General features: G+C 61.1%; 19 protein-coding genes. 11 read left to right on the forward strand and 8 right to left on the reverse strand.

Translation table 11 applies throughout. The features are described from left to right. Nucleotide 1: 1 nt before the first annotated feature. On the reverse strand, nt 2–193 hold the full coding sequence (locus tag PH552_RS21015) for a DUF2735 domain-containing protein (protein WP_015338743.1): 192 nt from the start codon (nt 191–193) through the stop codon (nt 2–4). A 445-nt stretch (nt 194–638) separates the two neighbouring features. Between PH552_RS21015 and PH552_RS21020 the strand changes: the two genes are divergently transcribed. Beyond that, a complete protein-coding gene (locus PH552_RS21020; protein ID WP_095433900.1) occupies nt 639–1,679 on the forward strand; it encodes a glutamine synthetase beta-grasp domain-containing protein in 1,041 nt (346 codons plus the stop codon). Between the two features lie 215 nt (nt 1,680–1,894). Here the strand turns inward: PH552_RS21020 and PH552_RS21025 are convergent, their stop codons facing one another. After that, complete coding sequence (locus PH552_RS21025; protein ID WP_183762614.1) at nt 1,895–2,356, reverse strand: carboxymuconolactone decarboxylase family protein; 462 nt, start codon at nt 2,354–2,356, stop codon at nt 1,895–1,897. A 30-nt stretch (nt 2,357–2,386) separates the two neighbouring features. Next, on the reverse strand, nt 2,387–2,890 hold the full coding sequence (locus PH552_RS21030; protein WP_183762617.1) for an RrF2 family transcriptional regulator: 504 nt from the start codon (nt 2,888–2,890) through the stop codon (nt 2,387–2,389). Between the two features lie 404 nt (nt 2,891–3,294). Here PH552_RS21030 and PH552_RS21035 point away from each other — a divergent pair, with 404 nt between their 5' ends. Beyond that, nucleotides 3,295–5,805, forward strand: a complete 2,511-nt coding sequence (locus PH552_RS21035) for a ligase-associated DNA damage response DEXH box helicase (protein ID WP_285166277.1) — start codon at nt 3,295–3,297, stop codon at nt 5,803–5,805. A 42-nt stretch (nt 5,806–5,847) separates the two neighbouring features. Beyond that, nucleotides 5,848–6,585 (forward strand): ligase-associated DNA damage response endonuclease PdeM, encoded by a 738-nt coding sequence (pdeM, locus tag PH552_RS21040; protein ID WP_183762760.1) that lies wholly within the window; start codon nt 5,848–5,850, stop codon nt 6,583–6,585. A 1-nt stretch (nt 6,586) separates the two neighbouring features. Here the strand turns inward: pdeM and PH552_RS21045 are convergent, their stop codons facing one another. Next, the gene (locus PH552_RS21045; protein ID WP_112343766.1) at nt 6,587–7,141 is read right to left on the reverse strand and encodes a dihydrofolate reductase family protein; all 555 of its coding nucleotides are present in this window, start codon (nt 7,139–7,141) and stop codon (nt 6,587–6,589) included. A gap of 111 nt (nt 7,142–7,252) precedes the next feature. On the opposite strand from PH552_RS21045, the gene PH552_RS21050 reads away from it, so the two are divergent. Next, a complete protein-coding gene (locus tag PH552_RS21050) occupies nt 7,253–7,756 on the forward strand; it encodes a winged helix-turn-helix transcriptional regulator (protein WP_113249470.1) in 504 nt (167 codons plus the stop codon). On the opposite strand, the gene PH552_RS21055 is transcribed toward PH552_RS21050, so the two are convergent. The 3 genes from PH552_RS21055 to PH552_RS21065 all read right to left on the reverse strand — a co-directional run bounded on the left by PH552_RS21055 (nt 7,757) and on the right by PH552_RS21065 (nt 13,504). Beyond that, the gene (locus tag PH552_RS21055; protein WP_246698529.1) at nt 7,757–8,623 is read right to left on the reverse strand and encodes a TIGR02186 family protein; all 867 of its coding nucleotides are present in this window, start codon (nt 8,621–8,623) and stop codon (nt 7,757–7,759) included. It lies immediately after the preceding gene. After that, nucleotides 8,620–9,543 (reverse strand): sulfite exporter TauE/SafE family protein, encoded by a 924-nt coding sequence (locus PH552_RS21060; protein ID WP_183762620.1) that lies wholly within the window; start codon nt 9,541–9,543, stop codon nt 8,620–8,622. The genes PH552_RS21055 and PH552_RS21060 overlap by 4 nt, the downstream gene beginning before the upstream one ends. Nucleotides 9,544–9,835: 292 nt before the next feature. Continuing rightward, on the reverse strand, nt 9,836–13,504 hold the full coding sequence (locus tag PH552_RS21065; RefSeq protein ID WP_285166271.1) for a peptidoglycan-binding protein: 3,669 nt from the start codon (nt 13,502–13,504) through the stop codon (nt 9,836–9,838). A 62-nt stretch (nt 13,505–13,566) separates the two neighbouring features. Here PH552_RS21065 and PH552_RS21070 point away from each other — a divergent pair, with 62 nt between their 5' ends. From PH552_RS21070 to PH552_RS21090, 5 genes are all read left to right on the forward strand, one after another. Further along, nucleotides 13,567–13,929, forward strand: coding sequence for a hypothetical protein (locus PH552_RS21070; RefSeq protein WP_183762626.1), 363 nt, complete (start codon nt 13,567–13,569; stop codon nt 13,927–13,929). 56 nt (nt 13,930–13,985) lie between these two features. Further along, on the forward strand, nt 13,986–15,782 hold the full coding sequence (locus tag PH552_RS21075; RefSeq protein WP_285166272.1) for an acyl-CoA dehydrogenase C-terminal domain-containing protein: 1,797 nt from the start codon (nt 13,986–13,988) through the stop codon (nt 15,780–15,782). Between the two features lie 35 nt (nt 15,783–15,817). Continuing rightward, complete coding sequence (locus PH552_RS21080; protein ID WP_112343771.1) at nt 15,818–17,026, forward strand: acetyl-CoA C-acetyltransferase; 1,209 nt, start codon at nt 15,818–15,820, stop codon at nt 17,024–17,026. 13 nt (nt 17,027–17,039) lie between these two features. Further along, nucleotides 17,040–19,250: a 3-hydroxyacyl-CoA dehydrogenase NAD-binding domain-containing protein gene (locus tag PH552_RS21085; protein WP_183762630.1), complete on the forward strand. Its 2,211-nt coding sequence runs from the start codon at nt 17,040–17,042 to the stop codon at nt 19,248–19,250. Nucleotides 19,251–19,351: 101 nt separating this feature from the next. After that, entirely contained in the window at nt 19,352–19,795 is a 444-nt protein-coding gene (locus PH552_RS21090) for a YybH family protein (protein WP_183762633.1), read from the forward strand. 8 nt (nt 19,796–19,803) lie between these two features. Here PH552_RS21090 and PH552_RS21095 read toward each other — a convergent pair whose 3' ends face one another. Continuing rightward, nucleotides 19,804–21,015 carry an MFS transporter gene (locus PH552_RS21095; RefSeq protein ID WP_183762636.1) on the reverse strand — a complete coding sequence of 404 codons (1,212 nt, stop codon included), beginning with the start codon at nt 21,013–21,015 and terminating at the stop codon, nt 19,804–19,806. Between the two features lie 138 nt (nt 21,016–21,153). On the opposite strand from PH552_RS21095, the gene PH552_RS21100 reads away from it, so the two are divergent. After that, nucleotides 21,154–21,720, forward strand: coding sequence for a TetR/AcrR family transcriptional regulator (locus PH552_RS21100; RefSeq protein WP_183762639.1), 567 nt, complete (start codon nt 21,154–21,156; stop codon nt 21,718–21,720). Nucleotides 21,721–21,974: 254 nt separating this feature from the next. Further along, on the forward strand, nt 21,975–22,400 hold the full coding sequence (gene mscL / locus PH552_RS21105) for a large conductance mechanosensitive channel protein MscL (protein ID WP_112343776.1): 426 nt from the start codon (nt 21,975–21,977) through the stop codon (nt 22,398–22,400). Nucleotides 22,401–22,490 lie beyond the last annotated feature (90 nt).

Below are 22,490 nucleotides of genomic sequence, written 5' to 3' on the forward strand. Positions count from 1 at the left end.
CCTATTGCTTGCGGGTCTCGTCGGATTCGACGATCGCGGCTTCGTGATACCAGCTGTCGAATGCGGCCGTCGCAATAGACGGGCCGATATCCGGAGTGAGGTTCACCTTCGGACGCTGGCTGAGCGCCGTGGGGCGTGCCGTGACGGGAAACTGATAGATCTTTGCTGTTTCGTGCCGAGTACCGATTGCCATTCGTTGTCTCTCCCTTTTTGGTGTTCAAGCGGGCGCGCTTCAAGAGACAGCTCATATATAGCAAAGCCGAAGGCAAATATCACCATTCCGCTTAAAAAAAATGCTAAATGATGAAATTATAGGCAATTAGAAGATGAGGCGGTGAATGCCGTTTCTTTGATCTGCCGATTTTACAATCCGTTTAGGGGGCGGGCCGAGCCTGCGACATTTTGGCAGCTCGAATGGAGCCACGGCGGTGATTTGAAAAGAATCCGATGTTTGGTAGCGGGAAATCTTGCCCGAATATGGCTGAATCATAAAAAACTCGCCTGACGAGCCGGGTGTCGATGCGATCTGGCACGGCACATGCATCTCTCTTGGCAGCCGTTCGTAGTGAGGAATTTTCCGGCGGGCGCGCCGGGCAAGTTTTTCCTACTTCGCCTGATTAACTGTTATGAGGTGCGTAATGACGAAATATAAGCTCGAGTACATCTGGCTCGACGGGTACACCCCGGTACCGAACCTGCGCGGTAAAACGCAGATCAAGGAATTCGACGCATTTCCGACGCTCGAGCAGCTTCCGCTTTGGGGCTTCGATGGTTCGTCGACGATGCAGGCCGAAGGCCGCAGCTCTGATTGCGTGCTGAAGCCCGTCGCTATCTATCCGGACCCGGCCCGTACGAACGGCGCTCTCGTCATGTGCGAAGTCATGATGCCCGATGGCGTCACACCGCACGAGTCCAACAGCCGCGCGACCATCCTCGACGATGAAGACGCATGGTTCGGTTTCGAGCAGGAATACTTCTTCTACAAGGACGGCCGTCCGCTCGGCTTCCCGGAATCCGGCTACCCGGCTCCGCAGGGTCCCTACTACACCGGCGTCGGCTACAAGAACGTCGGCGATGTCGCCCGCGAAATCGTTGAAGAACACCTCGACCTCTGCCTCGAAGCCGGCATCAACCACGAAGGCATCAACGCCGAAGTGGCCAAGGGTCAGTGGGAATTCCAGATTTTCGGCAAGGGCTCCAAGAAGGCAGCCGACCAGATCTGGATGGCACGCTACCTGCTGCTGCGTCTGTGCGAAAAGTATGGCATCGACATCGAGTTCCACTGCAAGCCGCTCGGCGATACCGACTGGAACGGTTCGGGCATGCATTGCAACTTCTCGACCAAGTTCATGCGCGAAGTCGGCGGTAAGGCCTATTTCGAAGCGCTGATGGCTCAGTTCGACAAGAACCTCGAAGCCCACATCGCTGTCTACGGCCCGGACAACCACATGCGTCTGACCGGCAAGCACGAGACGGCACCGTGGAACAAGTTCTCCTACGGCGTTGCCGACCGTGGCGCCTCGATCCGCGTTCCGCACTCGTTCATCAAGAACGACTACAAGGGCTACCTCGAAGATCGTCGCCCGAACTCGCAAGGCGACCCCTACCAGATCGCTTCGCAGGTCCTGAAGACCATCTCGGAAGTTCCGACGGCTGGCTTCGGCTCGGTCGCTGCCTGATAGGTTTCATGCTTGGCTTGCCAAGCATGGGACAACCAATAATGACGCGGGGCTTCGGCTCCGCGTTTTTCGTTTTGGGGTTATCAAATGGCAGTCACCGCCCAGCGTCTCGTGGGCCCCACTGCCAACCCCATACACGGTCATCCTCGGGCTTGACCCGAGGATGACGGACTGTGCGGGAGGTCAGGCGGACACCACGCTCAGAAAAACCAGACTCAAGCAGCCTTGCTGGCCGCATCCACCGGATGCTGCGAGCGGAAGCCGACGGCGAGGCGGTTCCAGATGTTGATCGTGCCGATCGCCACCGTGATCTTGACGATCTCTTCTTCGCTGAAATGCTGCTTCAGCGGTTCGAAATCGGCATCCGGAATGCCGGTCTGGGCGATCTTGGTGACGGAATCGACCCAGCGGAGCAGGGCACGCTCGCGGTCGTCATAAACAGGCGATTCCCACCAGACGCACATCAGGTTGATCCACTGTTCGCTCAGGCCATCGTGGCGGGCTTCCTTCGAGTGCATGTCGACGCAATAGGCGCAGCCGTTGATCTGCGAAGCACGGAGCTTGATCAGGTGGATGAAGCGGCGCTCGAGGCCGCTGCTCTGGACGAAGTTTTCCAGCGCGACGACAGCCTTGTAGGAATCGGGGGAGGCTTTGGCGAAGTTGAAACGCGGATGCATGGGTCTTCTCCTTGGGTTTGAATTTGAGGTTCAGTTTTTGGTCCTGCGTTCATGCAGCTCAAGAAAGGCGCAGCCTCTCGCAGCGATGCCGCCGTCCGTATCCGTCTGCCTGAGGTCGGTCAGCACGTCGGCGATGCTCGTTTTGGCCAGCTCGGCCCTATAAACGCGCTCGGCCGCCAGCATGGCGGCGTTGATGCCACAGGGCTTGGCGAAGTAGCGCCCCTCCAGCGGGTTCGGGCCGCGCTGGCGGATTTCCGCGCAGCGGAAGGCTGGTGCGGGGCCTTCTGCCGCCAGCACGATATCGAGAAGGGTGATCTCCTCCGGCTTGCACGCCAGCCGATAGCCACCCTTCGGCCCCGGCACGGTATCGAGAATGCCGGCGCCCGAAAGCGCCTGCAGATGCTTCAGAAGATAGCTGACCGAAACGCCGTGAAATTCGGCAAGCGCCGCAGCCGAAAGCACGCCACCATCGGACAATCCCGCCAGCATGGCAACGCAATGGATGGATTGTTCGACGCCGTCTCCGAGCTTCATTTTGGTGCCTTTCAAATCATGGATATTTTTTATCTATGATTATGATAGGAGTCAAGTAGGGAATGCGACAGAGTTGTTGCTGGGCGAATGAGCGCGAAATTTCTGGTTATTGCAGCTGCCGGAAGAAGGGTTCCGTCATCCTCGGGCTCGACCCGAGGATCCACGCCCAAGCCTAGTAATCATGGGCTGTGGCCGACGAGGGGATATCGATCATTGCCTTTGAGAGATTTAGGCACCAATCGGAAGTGCTTGTGTCTGGATCCTCGGGTCGAGCCCGAGGATGACGGCGTGTGGGGAAATCAATGGGCCTAAGGCGGCCTTGGTAAAAGAACGTGCGGCCCATCCTTGTGCTTCACCATCCTCCCCGGCTTCTCATCCGCCGCATATTCATTACATTGAACCCCGTGGACCAGATCGAGCCGAAGCCCCCTGTTGCCCTGCCTGCCCCCTTCACCCGCTGGTTTGCGGAAAAGGGCTGGCAGCCGCGTGCGCATCAGTTGGAATTGCTGGCCCGCGCCGAAGCGGGTGAAAGCACGTTGCTGATTGCGCCCACCGGCGCCGGCAAGACGCTCGCCGGCTTCCTGCCGTCGCTGACGGATATCACCCGGCGCGGCAAGATCCCGCCCGGTTCGGCCTTCACCGGCATTCATACGCTCTACATTTCGCCGCTGAAGGCGCTTGCGGTCGATATCGAGCGCAACCTGATGAAGCCCGTTTCCGAAATGGGGCTGCCTGTCACGGTCGAGAACCGCACGGGCGATACGCCAAGCGGCAAGCGCCAGCGGCAGAAGCTCAATCCACCGGATATCCTGCTGACGACCCCGGAGCAGGTCGCGCTGTTGCTCGCCAATCGCGAAGCCGAGCGCTTCTTCAAGGATTTGAAATACATCATCTTCGATGAGCTGCATTCGCTCGTCACCTCCAAGCGCGGTCATATGCTGTCCCTCGGCCTTGCCCGCATCCGCAAGCTGGCGCCGCATGTGCAAACCATCGGCCTTTCGGCGACCGTTGCCGATCCCATGGACCTGCAGAAATGGCTGGTGGCGCAAGAGCCGCGGGAAGAGCGCCACGCCGGCCTCGTCATTGTCGAGGGTGGCGCCAAGCCGGATATCTCGATCCTTGCGACGGAAGAGCGTATCCCCTGGTCTGGCCACTCCGCCAAATATGCGATCCCCGATATCTATCGCGAGCTGAAGGCGCATCGCACGACGCTGCTCTTCGTCAACACGCGCTCGCAGGCCGAAATGCTGTTTCAGGAGCTGTGGTCGGCCAATGACGACAATCTGCCGATCGCCTTGCATCACGGCTCGCTCGATGTCGGCCAGCGCCGCAAGGTGGAGGCCGCCATGGCGGAGAACCGGCTGCGCGCCGTCGTCGCCACCTCCACACTCGATCTCGGCATAGACTGGGGCGATGTCGATCTCGTCATCCATGTCGGTGCGCCCAAGGGCGCAAGCCGCCTTGCCCAGCGCATCGGCCGCGCCAACCACCGCATGGATGAACCCTCGAAGGCAATCCTCGTGCCGGCCAACCGCTTCGAGGTCATGGAATGCCAGGGAGCGCTTGATGCCAATTATACCGGCGCGCAGGATACGCCACCGATCGGCGCCGGTGCGCTCGACGTGCTTGCCCAGCATGTGCTCGGCATGGCCTGCGCCGAGCCCTTTGATATGCTGGAGCTTTACGACGAGGTTCAGAGTGCGGCGCCCTATGCCGAGCTTTCCTGGGAGACCTTCGAGCGCATCGTCGATTTCGTCGCCACCGGCGGCTATGCGCTCCGAACCTATGAGCGCTATGCCCGCATCCGCAAGACGGCGGATGGGCGCTGGCGCGTCTCCAATCCGCAAGTCGCCCAGCAGTACCGGTTGAATCTCGGCACGATCGTCGAAGAGGCGATGCTGAATATCCGCCTGGTGAAACGCAACGCGCTGGGCTCGCTTGGAAGAGGCGGCGCTCCGCTCGGCAAGGTCGAGGAATATTTCGTCGAGCAGCTCTCGCCCGGCGATACTTTCCTGTTTTCCGGCAAGGTTCTGCGCTTCGAAGGCATCCGCGAGAGCGAATGCCTGGCCTCGCAGGCTTTCTCGCTGGATCCGAAAATTCCCTCCTATGCCGGCGGCAAGTTTCCGCTTTCCACATACCTCGCCGATCAGGTGCGGGCGATGATTGCCGATCCCGACCGGCGCCACCGTCTGCCGGATCAGGTGCGCGACTGGCTGGAAATTCAGAACGAGAAATCGCTCCTGCCGAAGCGCGATGAGTTTCTGATCGAGACTTTCCCGCGCGGCAGCCGTGCTTACATGGTCGCCTATCCTTTCGAGGGAAGGCTGGCGCACCAGACGCTCGGCATGCTGCTGACCCGAAGGCTGGAGCGCGCCGGTGCCAAGCCCATGGGCTTCGTCGCGACCGATTATTCCCTTGGCATCTGGGGGCTGGAGGATATGGGACTGATGATCGCCAACGGCCATCTCAGCCTCTCCGATCTCTTCGACGAGGATATGCTCGGCGACGATCTCGAAGCCTGGCTCGATGAATCCTTTCTTTTGAAGCGCACCTTCCGCAATTGCGCCGTGATTGCCGGTTTGATCGAGCGCCGGCATCCGGGCAAGGAAAAGACCGGCCGGCAAATGACCGTTTCGGCCGATCTGATCTATGATGTGCTGCGCAGCCATGAGCCGGACCACATCTTACTGCAGGCGACGAGGCAGGATGCTGCGACCGGGCTTTTGGATATTGGACGACTTGCGGATATGCTGAAGCGAATCAAGGGCCATATCACCCATCGCGCGCTGGACCATATTTCCCCGCTCGCCGTGCCGGTGATGCTGGAGATCGGCAAGCTGCCGGTGCCGGGCGAGGCCCACGATTCCCTGCTTGCTGAAGCGGCCGACGATTTGATCCGCGAGGCGATGGAATAGGGATGCCGCAAGGCAGACGACGAAGGTAGATTGTTAAAGGTGATGAACCGCCTAGCGCTAGCGCGAGATATGAATGCTCAAGGCAACGGCGCAGCCAGTGCGTCGGGCGTCGAGACCGTCGTTCAAGGTGTCGCCGCCGTCTGCGATCCGATGGGTGCGCTTTATCTGCCGGATGCCGGCATTCTCGTCGTCTCCGATCTGCATCTGGAAAAGGGAGCGGCCTTCGCCCGTCGCGGCATGCTGCTGCCGCCTTACGATACGCTGGCGACACTGACCGTTCTTTCCGCTGCCATCGCACGCTACGATCCGAAACTCGTGGTGTCGCTTGGTGATAATTTCCACGATCGGGTCGGTTCACAGCATCTGCCGGAAGCGTTTCGCAGCCTGATCGTCAACATGGCCCGCGGCCGCGAATGGATCTGGATCAACGGCAATCACGATCCGGACGGTACGGTCGATCTGCCGGGGCACTCGGTCGATGAGATGCATTACGCTGGTTTGACGTTCCGCCATGAGCCGAAGGCGGGTTTGCAGGCCGGCGAAATTGCCGGCCATCTGCATCCCTCGGCCACCGTTCGGCGCCGCGAGAAATCGGTGCGCCGTCCGTGCTTTGCAACGGATGGCGCCCGTCTGCTGATGCCTGCCTTCGGCGTGATGACCGGTGGCCTCGATCTTCGCCACAAGGCGATGGCCGGCCTCTTCGAGCGGGAGAGCCTGATTGCGCACCTGCTCGGCCGTGACCGCATCTATTCTGTGCGGTTCGGCAATCTCTCGGCCTAAGTTACTTCAACGGCTCGTAACGCAGGATGACAGCTCCGGTCTTGAGAGGCGTGGAGTCGATGAGCTTCATCGGCAGCTGTTCGGATGCCGGTTTGAAATGCGGATTGCCGGAGCCCAGCACGACAGGAACGAGGCAGATCCTAAGCTCATCCACCAGCCCCGCTTTGAGCAGCGCATCTGTTACCTCGGCGCTGCCGAAGACGAACATGGTCTTACCGGGTTCTTCCTTCAGCTTTTTCACTTCAGCGACAATGTCGTTGACGACGCGGGTATTGTTCCACTCCGCCTTGTCGAGCGTCCGCGAGGCGGCGATCTTGGCGATTCCGTTCATATAGGCGGCGATGTCGGGCGTTTCCGTCGCGGTCGACCAATAGGCGGCCATGCCTTCATAGGTCTTGCGGCCGAAGATCAGCAGATCGCCTTCCTTGCCGAGATCTTTCGCATAATTCTCCAGCTCGTCGCCCCAGGCGAGCATATGAAAATCAAGATCCCAGGGCTTGGTTCCTTCGAAATAGCCGTCAAGCGTCATAAGATTCCAGATAACAAGCTTTCTCATCATTTCCTCCAACGTGACAACTGCACCATAATCAAAACTGGTTGCTAAAAGCAAGTGGTTGCAAGCTAGTCAAACTGATGGCAAAATGCAAGTGGTTTTTTGGAGATCATTATGGACGCGCTGCATCGTTCCGGCTGCCCGATCAATCTGACGCTGGAAATTCTCGGCGACCGCTGGAGCCTGATCGTCATCAGGGACATCATGTTCGGCAATCGCCGGCATTTTCGCGAGTTGCTGCAGAAGTCGCAGGAGGGGATTGCCTCCAATATTCTCGCCGATCGCCTGAAGCGGCTGGTCGAGCGTGGTCTGCTGACGCGCGAGGATGATCCGACCCACAAGCAGAAGGCCGTCTACAGCCTTACGGAAATGGCGATCGACCTCGTGCCGCTCTTCGCCCATATGGGCGCCTGGGGCCGCAAGTATCTTCCGGTATCGGAAGAGCTGTCGATCCGGGCGGAGCTTCTGGAAGATGGCGGTCAGAAGCTTTGGGACGATTTCATGGATGAGCTGCGCGCCAAGCATCTCGGCAAGGTGCTGCCGCCGGACACGCCCTCGGTGCTTGGTCGCTTGACGGAAGCCTATCTCGAAGTCGTCAACCGCCGAAAAAGCGGCTGATCAGTTTTTCCGGAACATGAAGCTCGCACCCCATCCGGTGACGAGCGCCAGCAATACGGAGAAGACGCCATAGGCAATCGGCTGCTGGTGCGCGGCATCGGTTATGGTCTGTTCGATGCCGGTCTTGATGACGCGCAGCGGCAAGGATTTCTCGCTCAGGAACTTGCCGCTCTTGAAGAGATAGGCCCGCACCGTATGTACGCCATTCGGCACGTCGGCGGGAATTCTGAGCGTCGCCTTGAACAGCGAGGAGCTGACGAAGCGCACGCCGGCCGGATCGCTTTCATAGAGGCCGCCTGTCTTCTGCAGCCGCCGGAAGGCGTTGCGGAATTCCGGAACATCCCCGACATTGCCGACGAAACCGAGCGGCGTCAGCGGAATATGCTCGACGCCAATGCCGCGATCGCTGAGTTCGAGCGGTGTGGTGATATTGTCGACGGCGCGCGTGCTCGACAGCGAATAGGCTTCCGGCACATGCTCGAACGTCATTGAGCGGGTATTGACCCAGATGCCGAAGACCCGTTCCTTCCGTCGCACTGTGGCGTTTTCGCGCGGACCCTCCAGCACGACGACGATGTCATATTGACCGATCGCCAGAAGCAGCTGGTCGGTATTGGACAAGGCGCCGAAAATCGTCAGATCGGCGCCGGTGAAGTCGGAGGTAATGGCAATCTCGCTCGTCGAGGTGCCGATTTCCATCGTCTCTCGCGCCGTGGTCGAGGTCGTCGGCTGATCGAGCATCACCTGCGCCTGTCCGGCAAGCGGCGCAAGCAGCAATGGTGCGGCGACCAGGGCAATTCCCCCGAACGTGCGCAGCCGTTTTGCGGGAATTGCGGGGAAATGCTCTGGCAGCCCGAAACCTCTCATCGGCTCACGCTTTCCATGACGACCGAATAGACCTCGGCCGGCGTGACCACCAGGGCGATTGCCAAGCGAAGGCCAACGGCAAGGACGAGCAGGCCGAGCAGGGCGCGCAATTGCTCACCGCGCAGCCTCTGGCCGACGCGCACGCCGTATTGCGCGCCGATCACGCCCGCCACCATCAGCAGGAAGGCCAGGATGACATCGACGGAATAATTGGTGGCCGCCTGCACGATTGTCGTGAAGGCGGTCACGAAGATGACCTGGAACAGCGAGGTGCCGACGACGACATTGGTCGGCACCCGCAGCAGATAGATCATGGCGGGCACCAGGATGAAGCCGCCGCCGATGCCCATCGGCGTCAGCATGCCGATGAAGAAGCCGAGACCGATCACCGGGATGGCGCTGAGATAGAGCTTGGATTTCTTGAACCGCAGCTTCAACGGCAGCCGCTGCACCCAGTTGTGGTGGCGCGGCTTGCCGGTCGACGGCGGCAGCTTGCCGGCGGCCCGGCGCATCGCCCGCACGCTCTCCCACAGCATCAGCGTTCCCACGGTGCCGAGCAGCACCACGTAGATCAGGGAGATGATCAGGTCGATCTGACCGAGCCGGCGCAGCAGGACGAATAGCCAAAGGCCGAATGTCGCGCCCGCCAGACCGCCGGCAAGCAGGATCGCGCCCAGTTTCAGATCGAGCGAACCACGGCGGAAATGCGTGAGCGCGCCCGATACCGAGGAGGCGACGACCTGATTGGAGCCGGTGGCGACCGCGACAACGGGCGGGATGTTGTAGAAGATCAGGAGAGGCGTGATGAGGAAGCCGCCGCCGACGCCGAACATGCCGGAAAGAAACCCGACGGCGGCGCCCATGCCGAGAATAATGAGGATATTCACCGACAGTTCTGCGATCGGCAGATAGATCGTCACGCGTTGTTCCCACCTGCAGGCGGCCGATGGCCGAGCCTGAACCATAGTCCCCTTTTAAACGGCGGATTCTAATCTGAAATCCTTGCCAGAGCCTTAGGAAAAGCCGTGTTGTTCCAGTTTTCGAATGGCCGGCCACAGTCTAACGCGGCTTTTTCCGCATTTCTGTGACATTGTTGCGAGAGCATGGGTGGACGGCGCGTGCGAGATGAGGCCGTTCCGACCGGCCAAACAAAATGCCGGCGCGATTGCGCCGGCATGATCGATTGGCTGTTTTCCGAAGAGAGGCCCAAATCTACTTGTTTCGGGCCAGAAGCTCCTTGACCACCTGATCGGTCACCCGTCCGTCCGCCGGCAGCCCCACAGATTTCTGGAAGCTTTTCAGGGCGGCCACGGTCTTGTCGCCCATGGAGCCATCCGGCGCACCGGCGTCGAAGCCGTTCTTGTTGAGGATGGCCTGAATGTTGCGGATGGCCTTCTTCATATCGATAGAGGCCGTGTTCACGCCCTTGCCGGTCGTCCATTCGTCGGGAATGTCGGTGCCGTTGGCCTTGGCATCGGCCGGCTGCACCTTCCAGAGGTCGACCTTGGCGCGAGCGCTTTCGAGGTCGGCCGGCTTCATGGCGTTGGCGACTTCATCGCGCTTCTGGGCGGCGTCCTTGTCGCCGCTCTTTGCGGCGATCGCGAACCACTTGTAGGATTCCTGCAGATCCTGTTTCAGGCCGTTGCCGCGTGCATAGAGGATGGCGAGGTTGAACTGGCTGTCGGAGACGCCGAGATTGGCGGCGCGGGTAAACCAGCTTGCCGCGCTATCGTAATCCTGAGATCCGGCCGTGCCCGAAGCAAAGAGAACGGCAAGATTGTGCATGGCGCTGGCGTTGCCCTGATTGGCTGCCTGCTCGTAATATTGCTTGGCCTTGACGAGGTCGCGGTCGACGCCATTGCCCTTCTCGTACATGCTGGCAAGGCGGTACTGAGCGGGCGCATAACCCTTGTCGGCCGAAAGCTGATACCAGCTTGCAGCCTGCTTCATATCGGCCGCAACGCCGCGGCCGTCCGTATAGCGTGCGCCGATTTCGAAGAGCGCCACGGGATCGGCTGATTTGGCGGCCGCGACGAGCGATGGCGGCTGGATGCCGTCAGGCACCGTGATCTCGGGTGCCGCCGGGATGGCGACGGGAGCTGCGGCCGCCTTGTCCGGCTGGACGAAGGCAGCCGTCTGTTGTGCGGGCGCTGCACTGCCGCCAGGAGATAGGGTCTCGCTTGCGACCTGGTTGCCGTCGAGCGGCGCTGCTGCTGTCAGGTGGTCGCTCGCAGGCGCAGTTGCCGGATTGGCGGGGCCGCTCGCGGCCTGCGTGTCCACAGCCTCGGCCGATGCTGCGGGGGCTGCAGCCTGGTTGACCGAGGGCTGCTGATTGTTCGCGGCCGGGCTCGCAGCCGCCACGATGTTATTGCCGGCGGCATTGGCCGGCGGCGCGATCATCGTCGAGATTTCGGCAGGCGGAGGCGCCTTTTGGCCGCGCGTCAGCGTGTTGACCAGCGGGAAGGCCATGATGGCGAGAAGTGCCGCGCCGACGGCCAGCAGGATCGGCCGGCGGAAGCGCGAGAATGCCCCGCCTTTTTTCGCGTCCTTCTTGGGGGCGGGAGCCGAGCGCTGCGTCTGGTCGACTTCCATCGCTGCCGCCTGCGCGGCGCGCCGGGCTGCCGCGATATAATCGGCCCGTTCGTTTTCCGTCGGTTGACGCGCATTTCCGTTGCGCGACGCATTCTGGCTGGCGCGTACCCGCTCGAGGATCTTCTTGATGTCGGGAGCGCCGGAGCCTGGCTCCAGCAATTCGTTGGCTTCTTCGCCGGGCATCAGGTCGGCCGGATCGATCGACGGCGCCTGTTCGATCACGGGGCGGTCCGGCGGGAAGATCGGCTCGGCCTTTTCCGGCGTGAAGAGGCGCTTGCCGAGGCTGGCGAAGAGGCTGGCCTTTCCGCTCTTGGCGGCAGCCTTGATCTCAGCCTTTGTATTGGCGTCGATCGCCTGTGCAACGGCGGCTTCGGAGGAGATGGCCGGTTCGGCAGATGCGACCGTGCGGATGATCGGCCCGGCCTTCTGCTGCTGAGCGGCCATCGGCGGCTTTATGGCTGGCGCATCTTCTTGGGCGAAGACGTCGCTTTCGAATGTCGCAGCCGGCATCGGAGGCGCCGGCCTGCGATGTTCCATGTGGTCGAGCCGGTCGGCGATCTGCAGCAGTGTATCGTGCAGCGCCTCGAAGGTGCGGTGCGTGCGTTCGTCGCTGGCGCGGCTGATATCCTCGAGATGGCGAAGGTCCTCCGCAAGTGCCGCCAGCGCGGACATGTCGGCGGCCTGTGCGCCGTTGCCCGTCATGCCTTCGCGCGAATAGGCCTCGACGACGGTTTCCGCCGCATGGCGGGCCGCCTCGATGATATATTCGTCATTGGTCGCCATATAATCTTCGATCGCGCTCATCCGGCGGTCGAAGTCGGCGGGCATGTGATCGGCGACGGACCTTGGCTCGTTCGTCAGCAATGTCGAGAGATGGGCGATCTGCTCTTCGAGACTGCGCAGCGCCTGCGTATCCGTCGGCGGGGCGGCAGTGCTCGCTTCCAGCCGGGCTGCGATGTCGGAGAGGCGGCCCTCCAGGCGACGCGCCATGCTGTCGTCGAGGCTTGCGGCCGGCGCGGACGGATGGAAATCGATCTCGTCGATGCGGCGAGCGAGATAATCCAGCCGGTCGGCCAGTACGTTGCCGATGGATCCGTGTTCCAGCGCATCGATCTTGTGGGAGATATCGGCGAGATAGGTGACGAGTTCGGGCTGCGGTGCGGCCTTCTGCGAACGCTCCATCAGATGCGAAAGCTGGTCCAGCCGTTCCTCGAGACGGGCAACCGCCTTGGCGCTGCCCAGCTCGTCGATGCGCATGGCGAGCGCTTCGAGACGGCCGGAAAGGTCGTCCGCAGGCTGGCGTCGCGCCGCATCGCGGCCCATCAGGTCGATTTGATCGGCAAGGCCGCTCAAGCGGCCTTCCAACCGCTGCATCGCCTGATCCTGTGGCTGCATCATGGAGCCGAGGCTTTCCATCGCGGTCGCGATCGTCAACAGCTTGTTTTCCAGCGCCTGCACGGCCGGGCTGTGGTTCATGCCGCCGAGATGCTGCTTGATGTCGTCAAGGCGATAGGCAAGTGAAACAAGTTCGTCCTGCAGCCCCGTCGTATCGATCGCCTTGATCTGGCGTTCGACGTGATGCAGCGATTCCTCGCGGGCAAGGCCGTCCATCAGCGAGCGCAGCTCATCGAATTCGGCTTTCAGGCCCGCCGTCTCCGGCTGGCCGGCGAGCTGATTGATGCTGTTGGCGAGCCGAGCCATGTCCTCGCGGACATCGGCGACGAAATGCTTGTCCTCGGCATTCTCGCGGATATCGCGGATTTCGGCCCGCAAAGCGTTGATCTCGCGGCTCACGCTGTCGGCGATGTCGCGCTTCAGATCCTGACGAAGATTGACGAGCGCCTGCGCGATGTCGACCGAGTTTTCAGCGGAAGGGCGCATCGGCTGGCGTTGAGCATAAGCATCGAGCGGCCGCCGGGCCGGCTGCGGCTCGGCATGCGCCGTATCTTCGCGGCGAACCTGCCGCTCGCGGCTTGCTTCGAGCGCGCGCTGACGCTGACGGATTTCGGCGAGCGGATCGGCACGAAGATCGCTTTCGTTGCGCAATGGGCGTTCATATGACCGGCTGGCGAACTGCTCGCGCTCGGTGCGCTGCGGCATCCGTTCGGCTGCGGTGGCACGTTCCGGGGCGGGTGCATAGCCGGCGACGGCACGCTGGCGCGTATCGCGCGAGGCGGCCGTGCCCATCAGCCCCTCGATGCGCGCTTCCAGTCCTTCGATCGTGCGGCTCAGAGCATCCAGCGATGCCCAGTCGCCCGTGCCGTTAGGATTTGATCGCGATCCGCTCATATCTTTGCTCGCTTCGAACTATGGACCACCCGGGGCCAACATGCTGACGGAAAGAAGACGTCGTGGCTTTGCCGCACCGCCCGCATCCCGCCATTTGGAAAGGGATAAATGTATTGGCTTTCCTCAAACCGAGCTGCAAAACGGCGCGCCTATCGAAGGATAAGTTGAATAGACGCGAAGCACTGCTGCTCAACTCATACAATTTACGAAACGTGGTAAACAACTCGTTAAGTTTGCCTGAAGTCTTAACCTTTTATTTCGGTTCTGCTGTCTCACGCCCTGATATTCTTGCGAGCAGGCGGGATCTTTCAGGCGCTGGAGAGGGGCCGCATTGCGTGGACGTTCGTCCTCCCGTCGATCATCTTCATCAAAATTTCAACGCGTGTCCAAAATTTGACGTTTACGCAAACGTCAATATTTTGTAAGGATAGTGCAGTGGCTGGAATCTGAAGTCCGGCGGCGAATTGGAGGAATTCGAGAAATGCCAGTCTACAAGGCCCCGGTGAACGATACGCTCTTCGTCCTGAACGATGTGCTCGGGCTGGAGCGCTATAACAATCTTCCGGGCTATGCCGATGCTACGCCCGACATGATCGAGGCGATTGTCGGCGAGGCGGCCAAGTTGTCGGAAGAGGTGCTTTTCCCGCTCAACTATTCCGGCGATCAGGAAGGCTGCGTGCGTCATGACGATGGCACGGTCTCGACGCCGAAGGGCTTCAAGGAGGCCTATCGTGCCTATCGCGAAGGCGGCTGGCTGGGTCTCGCTGTGCCGGAGGAGTTCGGCGGGCAGGGGCTCCCCTACGTGCTGCACTGCGCCGTCGGTGAATATACCTCCGCCGCCAACATGTCGCTGATGATGTATCCGGGCCTGACGCAGGGCGCGATCGCTGCGATCCTCGTCCACGGCTCAGATGCGCAGAAGCAGACCTACTTGCCGAAATTGGTCGAAGGCACCTGGTCCGGCACCATGAACCTCACCGAACCGCATTGCGGCACCGATCTCGGCCTGCTGCGTACCAAGGCAGTGCCTCAGCTTGATGGCAGCTACAAGATATCAGGCCAGAAGATCTTCATCTCCGCCGGCGAACACGACATGACGGATAACATCGTCCATCTCGTCCTCGCCCGCATCGAAGGCGCACCAGAGGGCACCAAGGGTATCTCGCTCTTCATCGTGCCGAAGTTCCTCGTCAAGGAAGATGGTTCGCTCGGCGAGCGCAACCCGGTTTCCTGCGGCGCGATCGAACATAAGATGGGCATCCACGGCAACGCCACCTGCGTCATGAATTACGACGAGGCCACTGGCTTCCTGATCGGCGCCGAGAACAAGGGCCTCAACGCCATGTTCGTGATGATGAACGAGGCGCGTCTCGGTGTCGGCCTGCAGGGTCTCTCCATCGCCGAGATCGCCTATCAGAATGCCGCCGCCTATGCCCGCGAACGCATACAGGGCCGCTCGCTCTCTGGTCCGAAGGCACCGGACAAGAAGGCGGACCCGATCATCGTCCATCCCGATATCCGTCGCTCGCTGATGACCATCCGCGCCTTCAACGAGGCCGGCCGCGCCTTCCTGCTCTGGACGGCGCTGAAATCCGATATCGCCCATCGCTCTCCGGACGAGAAGGAACGCCAGGCAGCCGACGATATCCTTGGCCTCGCAACGCCGATCCTCAAGGGCGTCATGACCGACAAGGGCTTCGACCATGCCGTCATGGCGCAGCAGGTCTTCGGCGGCCACGGCTACATCGAAGAGCATGGCATGAGCCAGTATGTCCGCGATGCCCGCATCACCATGATCTATGAGGGCGCGAACGGCATCCAGGCGCTCGATCTCGTCGGCCGCAAGCTGGCGCTGAACGGCGGCCGCGCCGTCATGGCTCTCTTCAAGGAGATCGGCGATTTCTGCGAAGAAAACCGCAATGACGAGCAGATGGCTTTCTTCACCAAGCATCTGAAGAAAGGCTTGAACGACGTCCAGACCGCGACCATGTGGTTCATGCAGAACGCCATGGCCAAGCCCGACAATGCCGGCGCCGGCTCGACTGATTACATGCATCTCTTCGGCCTCGTTGTCCTCGGCTATATGTGGGCAAAGATGGCCAAGGCGGCGCAGGCAGGCCTTGCGGCTGGCGACAGCGCGCGCGAGGATTATCTGAAGAACAAGCTTGTCACGGCGCGGTTCTATATGGAGCGCATCATGCCGGAAACGGCGCTCCGCAAGGCCCGCATCGAAACTGGCGCCGACACGATGATGGAACTGGCGGCGGAAGCCTTTTGAGCAAGGCGGCGTCAGCTGCTGCAGGGAGATGAGACATGACCGAGGTTTTCATTTACGACCACGTGCGCACGCCGCGCGGGCGCGGCAAGAAGGATGGGGCGTTGCACGAAGTGCCGTCCGTTCGCCTCGCCGCCAAGACGCTGGAGGCGATCCGCGACCGCAACGGCCTCGATACCGAAACGGTTGACGACATCATTATGGGCTGCGTCGATCCTGTCATGGAAGCAGGCGCCGTTATCCCGAGGGGCGCTGCCTTCGAAGCCGGCTATTCCACCAAGGCGCCCGGCATGCAGATTTCCCGCTTCTGCGCCTCAGGCCTCGATGCCGTGAATTTCGGTGCGGCCAAGATCGCGCAAGGGGCTGATGACATCGTCATCGCCGGCGGTGTCGAAAGCATGTCGCGCGTCGGCTTGGGCATGTCCGGCGGCGCTTGGTTCATGGACCCCTCGGTCAACTTTCCGGCCTATTTCATGCCGCAGGGCGTCTCGGCCGATCTTATCGCCACGAAATACGGCTTCTCGCGCGATGACGTCGATGCCTATGCCGTCGAGAGCCAGAAGCGCGCCGCCAATGCCTGGGAGAAAGGCTACTTCAAGAATTCCGTCATTCCGGTGAAGGATATTAACGGCCTGACCATTCTCGACCGCGACGAGCACATGCGTCCCGGCACTGATATGCAGGCGCTCGCCTCGCTCAATCCGTCCTTCCAGCTGCCCGGCGAGATGGGCGGCTTCGAAGCCGTTGGCATCCAGGCGCATCCGGAAGTCGAGCGCATCAATTACGTCCACCATGCCGGCAATTCCTCAGGCATCGTCGATGGCGCTGCCGCTGTTCTGCTCGGCTCCAAGGCGGGCGGTGAAAGCATGGGGCTGAAGCCGCGGGGCCGTATCAAGGCCTTCGCCAATATTGGCTCCGACCCGGCGCTGATGCTGACAGGCCCGGTCGATGTCACCGAAAAACTCCTGAAGCGCAGCGGCTTGACGCTTGCCGACATCGATCTCTTCGAGCTCAACGAAGCCTTCGCCGCCGTCGTGCTGCGCTACATGCAGGCGTTCGACATTCCGCATGACAAGATCAACGTCAATGGCGGTGCGATCGCCATGGGCCATCCGCTCGGTGCGACCGGCGCGATGATCCTCGGCACGGTGCTCGATGAGCTGGAACGCCGCGATCTCAATACGGCGCTTGTGACACTCTGCATCGGCGCCGGCATGGGCACTGCCACGATCGTCGAACGCGTCTGAGGAGGGGAAACCAATGGCTTACACGAATTTCACCGTCGAAACCGACGCAGACGGCATAGCCCTCGTTACTTGGGACATGCCCGGCAAGTCCATGAACGTCTTCACCGCCGAGATCCTGGAAGAGCTGAACGCCATCATCGATGCCACGGTTGCCGATGCGGCCGTCAAGGGCGTGGTCTTCACCTCAGGCAAATCGTCCTTCTCCGGCGGCGCCGATCTTTCGATGATCAAGTCGATGTTTTCCTTCTACCAGGAGGAAAAGGCGAAGGACCCGGCCGCTGCCACGCAGAAGCTCTTCGATCTTGTCGGGCGCATGACCGGCCTGTTCCGCAAGCTCGAAACCTGCGGCAAGCCCTGGGTTTCGGCTATCAACGGCACCTGCATGGGCGGTGCTTTCGAACTGTCGCTCGCCTGCCACGGCCGCGTCGCGTCGAGCGCCAAGAGCGTCAAGATCGCGCTGCCCGAAGTCAAGGTCGGCATTTTCCCCGGCGCTGGCGGCACGCAGCGCGTCGCGCGCCTGACGGATGCACAATCCGCCCTGCAGATGATGACGACGGGCCAGTCGCTGACGGCGGCGCGCGCCAAGGCCATGAACCTCGTGCATCAGGTGGTCGAGCCGGATCAGCTGATCTCGGCCGCGAAGCAGATGATCAAGGATGGCTTGAAGCCCATCGCCCCCTGGGACGAAAAGGGCTTCAAGGCGCCCGGCGGCGGCATCTGGACGCCGGCCGCAGCCCAGCTCTGGCCGGCAGCACCCGCCATCCTGCGCCGCGAGACGGCGGGCAACTATCCGGCAGCGCTCGCGATCCTCAAATGCGTCTATGAAGGCCTGCAGGTCCCCTTCGATACCGGCCTGAAGATCGAGCAGCGCTATTTCACCCATGTGCTGCAGACCACCGAAGCCTATTCGATGATCCGCTCGCTGTTCGTCTCCATGCAGGAACTCGGCAAGGGCGCGCGCCGACCGGCAGGCCAGCCGAAGACGGAGCTCAAGAAGGTCGGCGTCGTCGGTGCTGGCTTCATGGGCGCGTCCATCGCCTATGTCACCGCAGCAGCCGGCATTCCGGTCACGCTCATCGACCGCGATATCGAGGCCGCGACCAAGGGCAAGGGCGTCGGCGAAGGGCTGGTCAAGGATTCAATCGGTAAGGGAAGGCTGACGCAGGACGAGGGAGCGGCCCTTCTGTCCCGCATCACGCCGTCGGCCGACTACACCGACCTGAAGGATGCCGATCTTGTCATCGAAGCGGTATTCGAGGATCGCGACGTCAAGAAGGCCGTCATCGAGGCTGTCGAAGCCGTGCTGCCCGCTGGCGCCGTCTTCGCCTCCAACACCTCGACGCTGCCGATCACCGGTCTTGCGAAGAATTCCAAGCGCCCGGCCGATTTTATCGGCGTCCACTTCTTCTCGCCGGTCGAGAAGATGATGCTGACCGAAGTCATCCTCGGCAAGGAAACCGGCGATCATGCGCTGGCCGTCGCGCTTGATTACGTCGCCGCCATCAAGAAGACGCCGATCGTCGTCAACGACACCCGCGGCTTCTTCGTCAATCGCTGCGTCTTCCGCTACATCCACGAAGCCTATGACATGCTGATCGAAGGCGTGCCCGCAGCCATGATCGAAAACGCCGCCAAGATGGCTGGCATGCCCGTCGGACCTCTGGCGCTGAACGACGAAGTCGCCATCGACCTCTCCTACAAGATCCTGAAGGCGACGGTTGCCGATCTCGGCGAGAAGGCGGTTGACCCGCGTCACATGCAGCTGATCAGCGGTCTCGTCGAAGGCGAGGGTCGTTTGGGCCGGAAGAACTCCAAGGGCTTCTACGATTACCCGCCGAAGCCGGCCAAGAAGTCGCTCTGGCCGGGCCTCAAGGATCTCTATCTGCAGAAGAAGGCCGATGAGATCGATGTCAACGTGTTGAAGCAGCGCTTCCTCGTCACCATCGCACTGGAAGCTGCCCGCACCATCGAGGAAGGCATCGTCACCGATCCGCGCGAGGCCGATGTCGGCTCCATCCTCGGCTTCGGCTTCGCGCCCTACACGGGTGGTGCGCTGTCCTACATCGACGGCATGGGTGTGAAGGCTTTCGTGGATCTCTGCGAAAAGCTTGCAACCGCCTACGGCCCGCATTTCCAGCCCGCAGCGCTGCTGAAGGATATGGCCGCGAAGGGCGAGACCTTCTACGGCCGCTTCGATCCCTATGGCGCCAAGAAGGCGGCTTGAGCCAACAGCTCGTCGCTGACGGCAAATAATGGGCCGTTCCTGTCGGGAGCGGCCCTTTTCATTCGTCCTCTGCTTGAGTCCATCAAACCGAGGAGAATGACATGATCGAGATCATCGGCAATCGTGACGAAGCCGAAGCCATCAACGCAATGCTTGCAGGCTGGATGTCTGCGCTTGGCAATAAGGACGCCGCCGGTGTCGTCGAGCACTTAAGCGACGATGTCATCAGCTTTACTCTGGCGGCGCCGCTCGTACACAAGGGTAAGGGCGAGAAAGGCTTGCGGGGCTGGTTTTCGACCTGGGAAGGGCCGATCGCCGGCGATGCCGTCGATGTCAGGTTGACCGTCGGCGAGGACGTCGCCTTCTGGACCGGCCTTGTGCATATGACCGGCAGGAAGACGGACGGCGTCGAGGTCGATCTATGGTTTCGCCAGACGCTCGGCCTCAGAAAGGCGGCGGGCATCTGGAAGATCGTTCACGAGCATACGTCGGTGCCGTTTGCGATGGATGGCAGCGGCCTTGCCGAACTTGGGCTCAAACCGTAAGAGAAAGCTTACGACATACTCACTGATTTCTCTTGCTCCGCCCTCAACGCCAGCACGCCCCAACCCACGAGCAGGAGGATCGCTGCCGCGTAGATGTCGGCGGCTTCGGCAAATCCAAGCGCCTTCGACAGGAAGCCGGCCAGAATGGCGGGCAAGCTGAAGGCGAGATAGCTCTGGATATAGAAGGCCGAGAGCAGCCCGGCGCGTTCGTCGGGCTTTGCCAGCGGCATGATGCTTCTCACCGTGCCGAGAAAGGTCGCTCCGAAGCCGGCGCCGGCGATCAACGTCCCAAGGCCGAGGATCGACACCTCGGCTGCATGCATGCCGGCGACAACGGTCAGTATGCCGAGCGTCATGCTCGGTATGCCGAACTTCATGATCATGGCGGTGGATTTCTCGCGCAGCAGGAACACGCCCGCCGCACCGCTGATCGTCAAGGCCGCGACCACGGAGCCGCCGGTCAGCGGCGCCGTGCTGCCGGTCGTCGTGCTGACGAGCGATGGCACCAGCGACAGATAGAAGCCGGCAAGCGCCCAGACGGCGATGTTGATCGGCGTCAGCGCCAGCAAAGTGCGGCGAACCTGTGGGGGAACGGCGACTTCCGGCTTCAGCGAGGCAAGCAGCCCGCTCTGCCGACGCGTCGTCTCGGGCACCAGCCAGAGCAGCACGGCTTGCAGGATAAGAAGGATGAGCGTGACGATATAGACGAGCAGGGTCGGCGCCGGTGCAAACTGAACCAGGAGGCTGGTGCCGAGCGCGCCGATCGCCATGCCCGTCAGCGGCGCAAGGCTGTTGGTGATCGATCCCTTGACCGGATCGAGATCGACGAGAGCGGCTCCGATGGAGCTCGCCGCCGCTCCCGTAGCCAGGCCCTGCACGACGCGGGCGGCAATCAGCCAATCCGGACCTCTGGCCATTAAAAACAGCAGCATCGCCACCATATTGAGGAGGATCGATACGAAGATCACCGGCCGACGTCCGAGATGGTCGGAAATCGAGCCGACGATCAGCAGCGAAGCGAGGAGAGCGAAGGCATAGACGGCGAAGATTACCGTGATCAGGATCGGCGAGAAGGCGAAGGCCTGCTGGTAAAGGCGGTAGAGAGGCGTCGGCACGGATGAGGCGGCGAAGAACAATGCGCTCGTCGCGGCGTAGTAGAATGGCGCCAAATGCCTGGCCAATGAGATCGGTGCACTGGCGGTGGAATTGGGCTCGGTCATCGACTATATCCTAGCTTAAAGCTAAAAGATTGCGTTAGCTGCATATAGGGTGCTCAACGCGCAAAAGCAAATAATTTGCCTTAGTGAATGGCGCCTGGTCATTCGCCATCGGCAAAAGGGAAAGATTGGCAAAGGCTTATGGGCTACAGAGAAAATCCCCGTCCCGGCGGGCGCAGTGCCAGAGTGCAGGCGGCGGTGCATCAATCCGTCCGCGACATGCTGGCGACGATGGATCGCGCCGACATCACCATCCCTATGATTGCGCAACGCGCCAACGTCACTCCTTCTACGATCTATCGCCGCTGGGGCGATCTTCAAGAGCTTCTGGCCGACGTCGCCGCCTCGCGTTTGCAGCCGGAAGCCGAGCCAGCGAAGATCGGCAGCCCCCGCGAGGATCTGGAAGCCTGGGCCGAGCAATATGCCGACGAAATGGCCTCCGGTGTGGGGCGGCAAATGCTGCGCGACATTCTTTCAGCGTCAGACGTGGCAAATGCCGAGAAGTGCAGCGGTTATACGCAGCAGCAGCTTGCTGTTTTCATTGCCCGTGCCAAGGAGCAGGGCGAGCCGTTTCCGACACTGACGGAACTGATGGACCATGTCATCTCACCGGTCATATATCGTATTCTCTTCGACCAGGCCCCCGGCCCGGAGTATGTTCGCAAGCTGGTTGCCAAAGTGATGCCGGAAGGAACGCTCAAAAGCTGAAACATGGCAGCCAGCGCCAGGCGAGTCATCAAAGAGTTGTTCACGTGTCGTGGGTGGCGGCCACGATTGCGTTGCCCGCAACTGACGAACAAGTAACTGGTGATATGCGCGGATAAATTGCCTAACCCACGGGATTATCTTGGGATATTCGCGCCTGAATAAGAGTTTTCGCCAATCTGCTGTTGAAAACTAAGGAAAAAGATGGTGCTAATTATCGACAGTGAATTCAACGGCAACGCGAAGGGGACTGTTTAATGCTTAATGAATTTAAGGCATTCATCGCCCGCGGCAATGTCATGGATCTCGCGGTCGGCGTGATCATCGGCGGCGCTTTCGGCGGCATCGTGAAATCGCTAGTTGACGATATCATCATGCCGATCGTTGGCGCGATTTTCGGCGGCTTCGACTTCTCGAACTATTTCATCGGCCTCTCCTCGGCGGTCAATGCGCCGACGCTCGCCGCCGCCCGCGCACAGGGCGCGGTTTTCGCCTACGGCAATTTCATCACTGTCCTCATCAATTTCCTCATCCTCGCCTGGATCATCTTCCTGATGGTCAAGGGCGTAAACACGCTGCGTGCCCAGGTCGAGCGCAAGGAAGACAAGGTCGCCGAGGCAGCGCCGCCACCGGCCGACGTCCAGCTGCTGACGGAAATCCGCGATCTTCTCGCCAAGCGCTGACGGCTTCGCTCGTCCTGTTCGATAAGAAGCCTCGGTCCCGAAAGGATCGAGGCTTTATTCATCACCAAAATCGATCGGTCACTAAGGCAA

It is taken from the genome of Rhizobium aureum (assembly GCF_030182495.1).
Lineage (GTDB): Bacteria > Pseudomonadota > Alphaproteobacteria > Rhizobiales > Rhizobiaceae > Rhizobium > Rhizobium tropici_C.

Bases quoted from the DNA above. Each gene is read 5' to 3' on its own strand.
- PH552_RS21020 (WP_095433900.1), top strand. From the start codon at position 639: ATGACGAAATATAAGCTCGAGTACATCTGGCTCGACGGGTACACCCCG.
- PH552_RS21075 (WP_285166272.1), top strand. From the start codon at position 13,986: ATGCCAGTCTACAAGGCCCCGGTGAACGATACGCTCTTCGTCCTGAAC.
- PH552_RS21100 (WP_183762639.1), top strand. From the start codon at position 21,154: ATGGGCTACAGAGAAAATCCCCGTCCCGGCGGGCGCAGTGCCAGAGTG.
- PH552_RS21025 (WP_183762614.1), bottom strand. From the start codon at position 2,356: ATGCATCCGCGTTTCAACTTCGCCAAAGCCTCCCCCGATTCCTACAAG.
- PH552_RS21055 (WP_246698529.1), bottom strand. From the start codon at position 8,623: ATGAGAGGTTTCGGGCTGCCAGAGCATTTCCCCGCAATTCCCGCAAAA.
- PH552_RS21095 (WP_183762636.1), bottom strand. From the start codon at position 21,015: ATGACCGAGCCCAATTCCACCGCCAGTGCACCGATCTCATTGGCCAGG.
- PH552_RS21050 (WP_113249470.1), top strand. From the start codon at position 7,253: ATGGACGCGCTGCATCGTTCCGGCTGCCCGATCAATCTGACGCTGGAA.
- PH552_RS21090 (WP_183762633.1), top strand. From the start codon at position 19,352: ATGATCGAGATCATCGGCAATCGTGACGAAGCCGAAGCCATCAACGCA.
- mscL (WP_112343776.1), top strand. From the start codon at position 21,975: ATGCTTAATGAATTTAAGGCATTCATCGCCCGCGGCAATGTCATGGAT.
- pdeM (WP_183762760.1), top strand. From the start codon at position 5,848: ATGAACCGCCTAGCGCTAGCGCGAGATATGAATGCTCAAGGCAACGGC.
- PH552_RS21085 (WP_183762630.1), top strand. From the start codon at position 17,040: ATGGCTTACACGAATTTCACCGTCGAAACCGACGCAGACGGCATAGCC.
- PH552_RS21065 (WP_285166271.1), bottom strand. From the start codon at position 13,504: ATGAGCGGATCGCGATCAAATCCTAACGGCACGGGCGACTGGGCATCG.
- PH552_RS21045 (WP_112343766.1), bottom strand. From the start codon at position 7,141: ATGAGAAAGCTTGTTATCTGGAATCTTATGACGCTTGACGGCTATTTC.
- PH552_RS21015 (WP_015338743.1), bottom strand. From the start codon at position 193: ATGGCAATCGGTACTCGGCACGAAACAGCAAAGATCTATCAGTTTCCC.
- PH552_RS21080 (WP_112343771.1), top strand. From the start codon at position 15,818: ATGACCGAGGTTTTCATTTACGACCACGTGCGCACGCCGCGCGGGCGC.
- PH552_RS21030 (WP_183762617.1), bottom strand. From the start codon at position 2,890: ATGAAGCTCGGAGACGGCGTCGAACAATCCATCCATTGCGTTGCCATG.